10 protein-coding genes and 2 pseudogenes are annotated in these 13,175 nt (G+C 35.7%); 6 read left to right on the top strand and 6 right to left on the bottom strand.

Features of this window, described 5'->3' with window-relative positions; genetic code table 11:
* Positions 1-51: 51 nt before the first annotated feature.
* The 3 genes and pseudogenes from RGF10_RS17155 to RGF10_RS17145 all read right to left on the bottom strand — a co-directional run bounded on the left by RGF10_RS17155 (position 52) and on the right by RGF10_RS17145 (position 2,975).
* Positions 52-303: a hypothetical protein gene (locus RGF10_RS17155; RefSeq protein WP_318504032.1), complete on the bottom strand. Its 252-nt coding sequence runs from the start codon at positions 301-303 to the stop codon at positions 52-54.
* A 505-nt stretch (positions 304-808) separates the two neighbouring features.
* Positions 809-1,300, bottom strand: a complete 492-nt coding sequence (locus RGF10_RS17150; protein ID WP_318504031.1) for a hypothetical protein — start codon at positions 1,298-1,300, stop codon at positions 809-811.
* 347 nt (positions 1,301-1,647) lie between these two features.
* Positions 1,648-2,975: pseudogene (locus tag RGF10_RS17145) on the bottom strand (6-phospho-beta-glucosidase).
* Positions 2,976-3,371: 396 nt separating this feature from the next.
* Here RGF10_RS17145 and RGF10_RS17140 point away from each other — a divergent pair.
* From RGF10_RS17140 to RGF10_RS17115, 6 genes are all read left to right on the top strand, one after another.
* On the top strand, positions 3,372-3,656 hold the full coding sequence (locus RGF10_RS17140; RefSeq protein ID WP_318504029.1) for a SemiSWEET transporter: 285 nt from the start codon (positions 3,372-3,374) through the stop codon (positions 3,654-3,656).
* 261 nt (positions 3,657-3,917) lie between these two features.
* Positions 3,918-5,843 carry a BglG family transcription antiterminator gene (locus RGF10_RS17135; protein WP_318504026.1) on the top strand — a complete coding sequence of 642 codons (1,926 nt, stop codon included), beginning with the start codon at positions 3,918-3,920 and terminating at the stop codon, positions 5,841-5,843.
* Between the two features lie 182 nt (positions 5,844-6,025).
* Positions 6,026-6,343 (top strand): PTS sugar transporter subunit IIB, encoded by a 318-nt coding sequence (locus tag RGF10_RS17130; RefSeq protein WP_318504024.1) that lies wholly within the window; start codon positions 6,026-6,028, stop codon positions 6,341-6,343.
* A 39-nt stretch (positions 6,344-6,382) separates the two neighbouring features.
* A complete protein-coding gene (locus RGF10_RS17125) occupies positions 6,383-7,669 on the top strand; it encodes a PTS sugar transporter subunit IIC (RefSeq protein WP_318504022.1) in 1,287 nt (428 codons plus the stop codon).
* A 139-nt stretch (positions 7,670-7,808) separates the two neighbouring features.
* Entirely contained in the window at positions 7,809-9,230 is a 1,422-nt protein-coding gene (locus RGF10_RS17120) for a glycoside hydrolase family 1 protein (protein ID WP_318504020.1), read from the top strand.
* A gap of 42 nt (positions 9,231-9,272) precedes the next feature.
* Positions 9,273-9,602 carry a PTS sugar transporter subunit IIA gene (locus RGF10_RS17115; protein ID WP_318504018.1) on the top strand — a complete coding sequence of 110 codons (330 nt, stop codon included), beginning with the start codon at positions 9,273-9,275 and terminating at the stop codon, positions 9,600-9,602.
* 348 nt (positions 9,603-9,950) lie between these two features.
* Here RGF10_RS17115 and RGF10_RS17110 read toward each other — a convergent pair whose 3' ends face one another.
* The 3 genes and pseudogenes from RGF10_RS17110 to RGF10_RS17100 all read right to left on the bottom strand — a co-directional run bounded on the left by RGF10_RS17110 (position 9,951) and on the right by RGF10_RS17100 (position 13,104).
* On the bottom strand, positions 9,951-10,418 hold the full coding sequence (locus RGF10_RS17110) for a hypothetical protein (RefSeq protein WP_318504016.1): 468 nt from the start codon (positions 10,416-10,418) through the stop codon (positions 9,951-9,953).
* Between the two features lie 1,199 nt (positions 10,419-11,617).
* Positions 11,618-12,572 (bottom strand): annotated as a pseudogene (locus RGF10_RS17105) (LCP family protein); the annotation flags it as partial.
* 226 nt (positions 12,573-12,798) lie between these two features.
* A complete protein-coding gene (locus tag RGF10_RS17100; RefSeq protein WP_318504014.1) occupies positions 12,799-13,104 on the bottom strand; it encodes a hypothetical protein in 306 nt (101 codons plus the stop codon).
* Between the last annotated feature and the right edge of the window lie 71 nt (positions 13,105-13,175).

The following is a 13,175-nucleotide window of genomic DNA, read 5'->3' as shown; positions in this document are numbered from 1 at the left end:
CACAGATACCTCTTTTTCATTATTATTTGGACTGTTTTATCTCAGCAAATCTTAGTATGGATATGGGGATGGGTAGTGGTGGTGGTGGTGATGGTATGGATAATGATGGTATGGGTAGTAGTGATGGTGGTACGGATAACCAAACCCAAGACCTGGAGCTCCAAATCCAAGTCCTGGTGCAAAACCAAATCCTGAACCTGGTCCGCCAAAACCTAGACCTGGTGAAAAACCAAAACCTGAGCCTGGTCCACCAAAACCAATTCTTGCATCTGTTGTATTTAGGGCAATATTATTTGGAATCATTACATTCATCCTCCTCATTTTCTTTTACCGTAAATTTTATGTGTATTTGGGTAAAAGTTCTTGGGCATTTGTCTTGTGTACTAAGAATAAAAATGACTTATTCTGAATTAAATGTCATAAAGTTACTTAAGGCCATAATATGCTAAACGGATGCTGGGCTAGTAATAACATGTTTGGTCAAGGATTATTAAGTATATTCCACCGACAGAGTGTGCATTTCGGATAAAAGGTAGCAGTGGGCGTATATTGTTCGTACTGACTCTTTTGGAGCGAACTTGTCATAGTCTGTAGGGGTGGGAAGAACCTGATGAGATCCCAAAAAACACAGAGGATTAGGGGAACACCAGCTGCAGCCTTGGGAAGCCGACAGACTGAATGTTTTGTTCGAGGAGAAAACGATTGATGGTGGTATAAGTGGTTTTCATAATAGTTAGAGTAAAAATGAAACAAGTGTGGGAATTTAAACTAACAATAAAAAAGGGGCTTTATGCCCATAAAAAACGCACTAACAGAGTACAATGATTTTATAGGGAGTAGTCTGGGCAGGAATGCTAAATGTGGTAGGTCCATATACAACAAGAAGATTTCGGTTTGCAGGGTACAATGTGAAGGGCTGATCGTTTTGTAATAATATTGGAGTATAACTAGAAATATTTAATTGTAACTGTCCATCACTACTCACCATCTGGCTGTTAAAAAAGTCTACCTTTACATTTTGATAAGTGTTTTCTGTTGTGATAATAAGGGCTTGATATTGCGGTGGGTAGATAAAAAGTACAGGTACATTAACATCATAAAAACCAGTTACACGGTCTCCAATTGAAACCATAATATGGTCTAGAAAATAGGTTGTTGGGCTAATAACGAAATTTATTATTGAACCATCCTCTCTTAATAAGGTCATTATTTTAAAACACCCTTTTGATTCCTCTTCAGAACTTACTAAATAATCCTGAATCATCGTAACCGTACCCGAAAAGGAACTGAATTTTTTCATTTTTCCCCTCCTTAATTAATGAAATTTAATCCTTCAAAAGCCATGTAATGTCTGAATCGAATTTCAGTTGGCCTAATAAATAGTATGATTCTGGTAATTAGATAATTACCTTATCCTTTGCTCAAAATATCATCCAGCACGTTCAAGATGGAAGAACTGGAGTGGTGAACAGTGTGCAATTTGTTGAAAATGCAGGCTATAATCCTACTATATTCTTGGGGGATTTTACCGGGAAGAATGTGGTTACTAGGTATTAATTAAAGGTGCCATCCAATATTATGAATGGCACCTTTCGCTATATATTAATAATTAATGGGGGAGTGTAATCAATTTTTTCGTTTTTGTTCTTATGCTTCAACTTTTGTAAAAAATTGAGGTAAATATTCTTTATGTGCTTCAAGCATTTCGTCTAAGATTTCTTTAGCAACTTTATCAGAATGAACTAAAGGATTAATCGTCATCGCAAGAAGGGCAGTGTTATAGTCACCTGTTACGGCAGCTTCTGCGGCAACGCGCTCAAACGATTTAATTTGTTGAACTAGACCTTGGACAGCAACTGGAAGCTCACCAACTGCAATTGGCTTAGGACCATCTTTTGTAATGACACAGTTTACTTCTACAGCTGAGTCATGTGCGAGATTGGAAATAGCGCCGTTATTTCTTGTGTTAACTGGTTGTACATCACGCTTATCATTATAGATGGAATTGATTAGGTTACATGCTGCATCACTATAATAAGCACCACCGCGTTTTTCTAGTTGAGGTGGTTTGATTGCTAGGTTTGGATCTTTATAAAGTTCGAATAATTCTTTTTCCACTTTTTGAACGACTTCTGCACGAGTTCCCTCTTCGCTAGCAGATTTCAATTCTTCTTCGAACATTTCACTCGTTTTATAGTAATAACGGTGATATGGACAAGGAATTGCTTTCAATCCTCTTAAGAAATCCGGTTCAAATCCGATGTCCTTAATATTTTTCATCGTCATTGAACTGCCAGGGTTGGCCATTTTTTCAATTACTTCATCCAATACACTTATGCCATCGACGTAAACGTTTAGACCAAATACCATATGATTAAGTCCAGCGAAGTCAATTTCAACTTTCTCAGGAGCTACTTCTAACATTTCAGCTGTTCTCATTTTTATTCCAACAGGAACATTGCAAAGACCTACTACCTTTTTGATGTTGCTATAGCGAAGAACGGCTTCTGTTACCATTCCTGCAGGGTTAGTAAAGTTAACGAGCCACGCATTTGGACATAGTTCCTCAATATCTTTACAAATGTCTAGAATAACGGGAATAGTTCTTAAACCTTTAAATAATCCGCCCGTCCGTTTGTTTCTTGACCGATCACATTATATTTTAATGGGATTCTTTCATCCTTAGCTCGTGCATCCAATAATCCGACACGGAATTGTGTTGTAACAAAGTCAGCGTCTTTCAATGCTTCGCGGCGGTCAAGAGTTAAGTGTACTTCGATAGGAAGACCAGCTTTTTCAACCATCCGTTTTGCTAGATTGCCGACAATATTTAATTTTTCTTGTCCGGCTGGAATATCAACTAACCATAACTCTCTAATTGGAAGTTCTTCGTATCTTTTAATAAAGCCTTCTACAAGTTCAGGAGTATAACTAGATCCTCCGCCAATTGTTACTATTTTAATCCCTTTTTTCACTATGGACACCTCCGGTTGTTTAAAAAGCAAATCTTGCAGGATGATAAAAATCAAAACGTTTATCTCGCTTGATGAAAGTGTACATCCGAATAAACGGATTGGTAAATAGAATGGGTGGATTTAGTAACAGATGACGATGAATGAGATTTGTTACATTTATGATACGTAGTGTTTCATAAATTGCTTGTTCACTCATTACCTTATAAAATGAACCGATTATAAGAAGGATAGTAAAAATACCGACAGCTCTTCACCTTTGCATAAAATTTTTCCGTTGAACAACGGAAAATAAATATATTTAATTAATTTCACTTGGAGTTTATCATGAATGAGGAAGAATTGACTAAAGAAAAAAGGTATACCAATTTTATCAATAATATATTAGGAGGGAAACCTTTGATCGCTATTCTAGGTTACATCGCTGCACTATTAACAACGGCTTCATTTATTCCGCAAGCTATCATGGTAATTAAGACAAAAAACACTGATGGGATTTCGCTTGGCATGTATTTATCGTTTACGATTGGTGTTGCGTTATGGACAATCTATGGACTTATAGCTCAATTGAATGCAATCATATTTGCTAATGCGATTACACTAATATTTGCTTCTATCATCTTAACCTATAAAATTAAGAGCAGTATGAAAGCTAAGCCAAATGAAAGTGGAATGTTGAATTAATTCATGTGAGTTTTTAATTAAAAGGAATGATGGGGAATCGCAATTTTCTGATCCTTTAAACAAGGTCGAAAAAGAGAGTAGGTTCCAGTCTATAAAAAATTTCCCTTAGGGGATTTTTTTTTGTTTTTTTAATGGCTTTATTTTATAAAACTAAAAAAAATGATTGGGTTAATAATATTTACATATACCCTTAAAGATAATAAATGTTATATTATAAAAATATTCTTAAAAGATTTGAAATGTAAGAAATGAGGAATATGTATGTTCTCGAAAAGACAAATCGATATTCTTTTATTTTTGGGTAAAACAAAGGAACCAGTACCGGCTGAATGGATTGCCAAAGAATTAGATGTTAGTGACCGAACTGTTCGAAATGAAATTAAATTGATACAAGAGGATTGCGATAAATTAGGGGTTGCCATTGATTCTTGTCGAGGAAAGGGATATCAACTACAGGTTCTTGATCATTCTTTGTTTTTGGAAGAATTCAGTAAGTTGATTCAAGAAAAGCAGGGGAAACCGGCAAATAATTTTTCCAATCTAGATGAACGAGTCGTTTATTTATTAAAGCGACTTTTATTAGAAAAACAACCGATAAAGGTTGAAAATTTAGAAGATGAAATGTTTGTATCCAAATCAACTATCCAAAATGATTTGAAAATTGTTCGGCCAATTTTAGCAAAATATAATTTAAAATTAGCCAATCGTCCTCACTATGGAATACATGTTGAAGGGGACGAATATATGAAAAGGCTATGTTTATCCAATAATATTATTGCACGAAACGATGATTTAAGTGTCGATCCAGGTTCCATTCACTTGTTTGATCAAGATATCATTAAAAAGATTAAAGAAATTATTATTAAAAAAGTAGATGGATTCAAAATTGAAATTTCTGATATTTCACTTGAAAACTTAGCTACTCACATCGCTATCGCCTGCAAAAGAATTGAGGAAGGTTTTATTATTGAGCATCTAAAGGAACAATTTTTAAAAGAATATCCTTTTGAAACCTTTGTTGCAAAAGAAATTGTTGAAGAGGTTCAAAATATTACGGGGCTCAGTTTTCCTGAATCGGAAATTGATTATATTATTGTCCATCTGTTAGGAACAAAACTATTACAAAAAAAGGAACTTACTGAATTTAGTGAGTTTGATGAAGTAGGTAGCATTGTTCAATGTATGCTGGATCGATTGAAGTCTGAATTGAATTGGGATTTCCAAGATGATATTGAATTCATTCAAGCTTTGACGCTTCATATTCGACCTGCAATGAACCGGTTAAGATATAAAATGAATATTAGAAATCCGCTTTTACAGGAAATTAAGATTAAGTATCCAAGCGCTTTTCAAGGGGCGGTCATTGCTAGTAAATGTATTGAAGAGTATTTATCGATTGAACCAGGCGAGCATGAAATCGCTTATATTGCATTGCATATCGGGGTCGCACTAGAACGAATGAAAAGTATGCAAAAGAGAGTAAAAAGGGTAATTGTCGTATGTGCTTCAGGAGTTGGAAGTGCTAAATTACTTTATTACCGGATAAAGAATTTATTCGAGAACGAGCTGGAGATTATAGATTCCATCAATTACTATAAGCTATCCAGCTACGATTTATCTTCTATTGATTTTATTATTAGTACCATACCAATTAAAGAAGATTTAGGGATCCCAATCAAAGTAGTGAATACGTTTTTAGGTGAAGAGGATATTGATCAAATAAAGTCTTGTTTGAATTCTGGAAAACAAGACAGCTTATCTGATTATTTGGATCCTTCACGAGTATTCATTCATCAAGAATTGGTCAGTAAAGAAAGTGTACTATCGTTCATGTGTAATGAATTATTAAAGCAAGGGCTAGTGCCTAGAGACTACGAAAAACTGGTTTTAGAAAGAGAGGTATTAGCTCCAACTAGCTTCGGGAATCTGGTCGCTATTCCTCATCCAATCGTGCCAGTGACGGATGAAACCTTTTGGACGGTTTGTACGCTTAAGTCTCCAATTCAATGGCAAGATAATCAAATGGTTCAATTAATTTGCTTATTAAATATTCAAAAAGGTCCAAAAGGGAATCTTGATAATATGTATGAGAAACTCATTAAAGTAATTGAAAATAAAACAATTGTACAAAAAATTATCAAGAGTCAATCCGTCCCAGAAATAATAAAGCTACTTAATGGAAAGTAGTAGCCAAAAGCCGATTACGATTATGTAGTCGGTTTTTTTCTGTATATTAATTTTGTTTTTGTGGCAAAGTAATCTTTTCCGTTGCATAACGGAAAAAGCTTCGATTTAAACTAAACCGCTTTCAAACTACAATAAGGACATAAGGTAATACAAACACAACAACCCACTAGGAGGAAATAGATATGAAAACAATCATGTTAGTATGTGCAGCAGGAATGAGTACAAGCCTATTGGTAACAAAAATGAGAAAAGCAGCTGAAACAAAAGGAACTGAAGCTGACATCTTTGCCATTTCTGCATCAGAATTTGATGGCACTCTTGAAAAGAAAGACATTGATGTAGTGTTACTTGGACCTCAAGTGAAATTCATGAAAAAACAATTCGAACCAAAATGTGCAAGCAAAAACATTCCAATCGATTCAATCAACATGCAATATTACGGAATGATGAATGGCGAAAAAGTTTTAGAACAAGCGATTACTTTAATAGATAATAAATAATCTATAAAAAAATCCATCAAAAAAGGGAAGAGGGAGCATATGAATAAATTCCTTGAAATCTTAGAAAGTAAAATGGCACCTTTTGCAATAAAGCTAGATAGCAACCGTTATATTACGGCTATCAAAGATGGTTTCTTCGGTGTAATGTCTCTGTTAATTATCGGTTCTGTCTTTTTACTACTCGGTAACCTTCCGATTACCGGTTATCCAGAATTCATGGCATCGATCTTAGGGAAAAACTGGTCAAGTTACTTTACGGTACCGTATGACGTAACCATGAATGTAATGACACTGTACGTAATCGTTTCAATGGCACGAAGCCTTGCAAGAACCTATGGATTAGATAGTATTTCTGCTATCACATCAGCACTTGTAGCGTTTTTAATCCTAACTCCGTTTGCTGAGTTAAAAGATGGTGGCTTCGGTATTCCGGCTTCAAACTTTAGTGCAAGCGGATTGTTCTTAGGAATGATCGGAACTGTACTTGCAGTCGAAATCGTGCGTTTTGTGGATAAAAAAGGCTGGAAGATCAAAATGCCTGACTCTGTTCCAGAGAATGTATCCCGTTCGTTTTCAGCACTTATTCCAGCATTATTCGTTATCATTGTATTCAATCTAGTTCGTATCGTATTCTCATTCACAGATTTAGGAACTGTACAAGATTTCATTTTCCACTATTTACAAGTACCATTAACAGCTTTAGGAGCTACTCTACCAGCAACACTTGTCGTTACTGTATTTGAGGCTTTACTTTGGTCATTTGGTATTCACGGTTCTAACGTAGTCGGTGGCGTAATGCAGCCAATCTGGTTAGCATTAACAGCTGAAAATGCTGCAGCTTTTGCAGCTGGAGATACAATTCCACACATCATGAACTACCAATTCTATTCAAACTTTATGAAACTTGGTGGATTTGGAAGTACATTTGGTCTAGCAATCTTACTATTAACTACTGCAAAATCTAGTCAATACAAAGCATTAGGTAAATTAGCGATTGGACCTGGAATCTTCGGGATCAATGAACCAATCATTTTTGGTCTACCAATCGTACTAAACCCAATTATGATTATTCCATTTATCATTACTCCATTAGTAATGGCGATCGTAGGATATTTCGCAATGTCATCTGGTTTAGTACCGTTAACAAACGGAACAAACCTTCCTTGGACAACTCCACCAGTTATTGCTGGATTCCTTTTAAGTGGTTGGAAAGGCGCGGTATTGAATATTGTCCAAATTGCCATCTCGGCGGCGATTTACTATCCATTCTTTAAATCAGTAGACCGTATGGCGTTAAAACAAGAGCAAGAACAAGAAGTTGCTTAAGAACTTGCTTTTATGATTGAAAATGTAATGAGAACAAAAGGAATCGCAACCAGAGAGTATTAACCTGGTTGCGAATTCCTTTTCCATTATAGAAAACATTGAAACTTTTAAAAACTGTTTTTTAAAGGGGCATATACTTATGTATCATAAAGAATTAAAATCATTTCCCAAACAATTTTTATGGAGTGCTTCTACCTCGGCATACCAAGTAGAGGGAGCATGGGACTTAGATGGTAAAGGGCCTTCTACACAAGATGTATTAACTCCACCTGAAAATACAACAGACTTTAAAGTAACTAGCGATCATTATCATCATATGGAAGAAGATGTGAGATTGTTTGCGGAAATGGGTTTAAAGGCCTACCGGTTCTCAATCGCTTGGTCACGTGTTATTCCTGAAGGAAGAGGAGAGGTAAATCCAAAGGGAATAGAATTTTATAATCGTTTGATCAATGAACTATTGAAATATAACATTGAGCCGATTGTGACCATGTTCCATTTCGATTTACCTTTAGCTTTAGCAGAAGAAGGCGGTTGGACTAATCGTTCCATTATCGAAGATTTTAAAAACTTTTCAAAGGTTTTATTTGAAAACTATGGAGACCGCGTAAAATATTGGCTAACTATTAATGAGCAGAACATGATGATTTTACATGGTAACTTATTAGGAACTTCTACAACCAACGGTCTACAAGAAATTTACCAACAAAATCACCATATGCTATTATCACAAGCGGAAGCGATGATTCTATGTCACAAAATGTTGCCGAACGCTAAAATCGGACCTGCACCTAATATTGCGAACGTGTATCCTGCGACAAGTAAACCAGAGGATTCACTAGCAGCTGAAAACTGGACTGCTATCCGTAATTGGTTGTATTTAGATGCAGCTTGCAAAGGTATTTACAACCCTACTGCATGGTCTTATTTAGAAGAACGCAATGCTCTTCCAAATATCGAAGCGGGAGATATGGATACATTAAAAGCTGCGAAACCGGATTTCATTGCTTTTAACTATTATAATTCTATGACGGTATCAGAATCTGACCCACATGCATCAGTAAAAACAGATAAGGTTGACCAGCAAAAAGTCATTAGTGAACCTGGTGTATATCAAGGTGAATACAATTCAAATCTTGCTGAAACGCCGTTTGGTTGGGCAATTGATCCTGTCGGTTTCCGAATTACAATGAGACAGATTTACGACCGATACCAATTACCATTGATCGTAACAGAGAATGGGATTGGATTATATGAAAGTCTTGATGAAAACGGCGAAATTAATGATGATGTTCGCATTCAATTTTATCAGGATCATATTAAGGAAATTCAATTAGCCATTACAGATGGTGTAGAGGTGTTTGGATATAGTCCTTGGTCTGCTATTGACCTAGTTAGTACACATGAAGGTTTTAGAAAACGATATGGCTTTATCTATGTAAATAGAGAAGACTTTGACTTATTAGATATGAAACGAATTCCGAAGAAAAGCTTCTATTGGTATCAAGAATTAATTAGGGAAAATAAGCTTCCAGAATCAACAAAATTAGTAAAAAAATAAAAATCATAGGAACTTTTGATATATAAAAAGGAGTGAAAGAAAGTGGTGGAAGAAATGGTTGAATTAGATATGGATATGATCGGTTTTACAATTATTAGTAATGTGGGTATGGCAAAAAGCACGGTAATGGAGGCTCTTTATGCCGCTAAAGAAGGTGACTATTCTTTAGCAGAAGAAAAGCTTCAAGAAGCAAAACAATACTTTGTAGAAGGACATAAAGTTCACTCACAATTAATTCAAAAAGAAGCAAGCGGAGATAAGCTACATGTTTCACTTATCTTAATGCACGCTGAAGATCAATTAATGAGTGCAGAAACGATTTCTGAATTAGTAAAAGAAATGATTGAAATCTATAAGAAATTTGATAAGTAATTAGATAACAAAAGGGGTTCGGAATGGTCACATTCCGAGCCCCTTTTTAACTTTCCATAAAATGATAATGTTTGGTTTAAATTGAACCTTACTAAATCCAGATTAGTCCAAGCTAACCAAAGCTTGAACGGACATAAAAGACCTTATTTTGATAAATTACCCTTTATTAAAGACTTAAGAGGACACATGGTACGCTATTTAGATAAAAACCACTAAATCATGCCCATGTTTTATCAAATAGCGACTCTGATGACGGTTAAAACTATCAATACAACAATTTTGGTGAAGATAACGGAACTCATGTCCGCTACCTTAAGTTCTTTCAGGAAACCTCAAATTTTGCAACTTTCAATATGATTTTCCTTTTCTTAGTGGTTCAACAATTATGTATTGATACAAGTAATTAAAAATTGCTACAACAATACTTAGTAGGAAAAGTTGCATGCGGCTCATTCTTACCATTTTATATACTTTTAGTTTTTCTGCTAAGGTTGTTAATGGGTATGCAAATAAATAATCAGCGAAGATATTAATCAAAAGATATATCCAAAATTTTTTGTACGTTAATTTAAAAATCCAAAAGTTAACGATAGTAAAAGGCCCAAAAACAAATGAAACATCTGTTGCCAATTTTGGAAAAATAGGATTTTTTACTTTCCACCATTTTAACTCCCGTGATACCTCACTTATAAGGGCAACAACCAAGTTACTAAATATAATAGTAGGCAGGTAACGAGTAAAAGAGAATGTACCAAGCCTTCTAACAGTTAACCAAGGCAAAATAAGTAACAAATACATTTTCCATTTTTTCATCATTATTAGACCCCCTAAATATGGCACCATATCTGCTGTGAAAAAATAATACTTTAATATAATTATTTTTACCAATAATTACCTTTGATAATCATTTCTTTGTTTCTGTATTTTGTTACATTTAAAATGAACTCGTCAAAAGATTTCATCGAATTTGTTGCATACACAGAAGCCATGACTAATCATATTCACTGAAAAAAAAAAAACCTAACAAAAAGTTAGGTTTCAGCTTGTCGAGAAAGGGCATCTTTCTCGGCAAGTTTTATTTTGTCATGCTAAGCGGCCGGTTCATTTCCGTTCCAGGTGCTTCGCTTTCCGCGGGTGGGCGGTGAGCCTCCTCAGCGCTTTTGCGCTTGCGGGGTCTCACCTGTCCCACTGCTCCCGCAGGAGTCTTCGCACCTTCCACTCCAATCAACCTGGTGGATCAACCTGGAAGAATTGCCACACACTTTTTCTAACCTCGCCAAGTGTGTGGAGACAATTCAAATCGGGCGGACAATGAGTGCACTATTTTCCTAGATATCACCTTATATGGAATCATTCCGGACATTTGATGCGTTATTTTGCAAAAAGTAACAAAAATAGGCTGCCAAATAGCTAAATAAAGGCTTCTATGTCCGATAGAAATGAAAATGACCGCATTTTATGAAAAATAGCGTATCCTATGTCCGCCTTCCACCATACTAACGCTGTAAACTTAAAAGAAATAGGCTGTCGAGAGTTTCTCGACAGCCTGACCTAACAAAAAGTTAGGTTTTTTGGATTAGATTTTAATTAGTTGAACCGCTTGTCCCACTACTTGTTTGATCAGTTGAACCACTACTTGGAGGGTTGGTCGTGTCGCTTCCGGTCTGAGTGCTAGAGCCATTGCTAGGCTGATTATTGGACCCAGCATCAGTTTGGCTATTCGAGCCATTGCCTGTTTGGGTATTAGTTCCACTTCCGGTTCGAGTGCTATTCCCGCTTCCTGTTTGAGTGTTGGTGCCGCCAGTTTGGGTGCTAGGGGTCTCAACTGCTGGCGATTTCACTCCACTTCCAGTCTGGGTGCTAGAACTGCTGCTAGAACCACTTGTTGTTTGAGTTTTTTGCTGGCTCGTATTTGTTGTTGTGCTTGTTTTTGTATTTTCAACTGTGTTTGATTGAGTATTTGATGTGCTTTCAAGTTTATATGTTGAACTAGTTGGTTTTATTTTCGAACTGGCAAGTCCAAGATGTTCACGTAATTGGTCTGAAAGCTCTTGTCTTGTTTCGTCATCTACGATGTAGTAATACACATTTTGTTTTCCGTTAGGAAAGAGACCGCCAGTACCTTTAATCTCGATTTTCTCAATCGTTTCAGCTGCAGGCTTGTATGTTTTCTGAATCCCGAGCATATCGTCAAGAGTTAAATTGGTTTTAATATTTTTTTCTAATGCATCAAGAATGTCTGTATACTTTGTTAGTGTTTTGAGAGATGTGCCTTTATCAACAACTTTGGAAATTACCTCTCTCTGTTGTTCTTGACGACCAAAATCTCCGCGAGGATCCTGCTTACGCATTCGTGCGTACATTAGAGCTTCTCTTCCATTCAGGTGAAAATCCCCTTCTGTAAGATGAACACCATCTAGCTCGAATTCGTATTGGTTCGTTACGTCAATACCACCTACTGCATCAACAATGTCGCTAAATCCTTCCATGTTTACTTCCACATAATAATCAATCGGAATATTTAGGAAGTTCTCAATCGAGTTAATGGTCATTTCAATCCCACCAAAGGCGTATGCATGATTCATTTTGTCGTAGGAATATTTATTGCCATCTTGATCAATCAGATCAGCACGAGTATCTCGTGGAATACTAATTAATTTGCTTGTTTTCTCTTTTGGGTTTAAGGTCATCACCAGCATCGAGTCGGTACGACCTGGAATCACCATCACGTTCGTCTACCCCGACTAACAAAATAGAAATGGGATCCTTTCGGTTAAATTGGATTTTATCATCCCGTTTGCTAGAGACCTTTCGTTCAATTGGTTTATTCATCTTATCTACTGCATTAGCAACATTGGAATATACGTTATATAGATAAATGGATAAACCAATTAAAACTGCTCCTAAGGATAATAATGAATATCGAATCCATTTGCGTTTTTTACTATTCACTTTAAGTCTAGTTTTCATCCACACATTTCCCTTCAAAATTGGGTTGTATTATGTCATTTTTTGTTACAAAAACTACTAAAATTATAATACTCGGAAACTCATATAGGCAAGAATAAAAAATGTGGAAATAGTAACAATGTGCTATTATTCACAAATTGTTAAAATTATTAGTAGATTTAAAGCTATTTCTCGAAACAGAAAAGCCCTAAGAATCTACTTTTAGGGCTTTTCTATATTGAACAACCTAATTAATATAGGAATAATTAATTCTTGCTTCGGATTGGACGATTAGTTGTCCATCTCTTTCTTCCAGCCCAACTCTAAATGTGTTTGGGTTTCCTGGTATGGTAATGTCGACACACGGTTGTGTGTCAGAAGTTTTGTCTGTATGAATTTTATACTGAACATATGTATAAGTGCCGGCATTATAGCGACGGAGTATTTTTTTATGTTTTTCTTCACAGAACAATGCCTCATGTAAATTTTGGCTCGTTAGTTCCTTGCCTATTAATGAGTTTAACCTTTCGATTACATCAGATTTTTTAATCATGAATTTCTTTCCTTTCACCTAACAATATATTTCCATAGTGTGATTTTATTATCTTTACATCTTTCATTTTA

The sequence above is a fragment of the Bacillus sp. T3 genome, from assembly GCF_033449965.1.
GTDB lineage: Bacteria > Bacillota > Bacilli > Bacillales > Cytobacillaceae > Bacillus_BU.
This window is presented reverse-complemented; position numbering and strand designations above follow the sequence as displayed.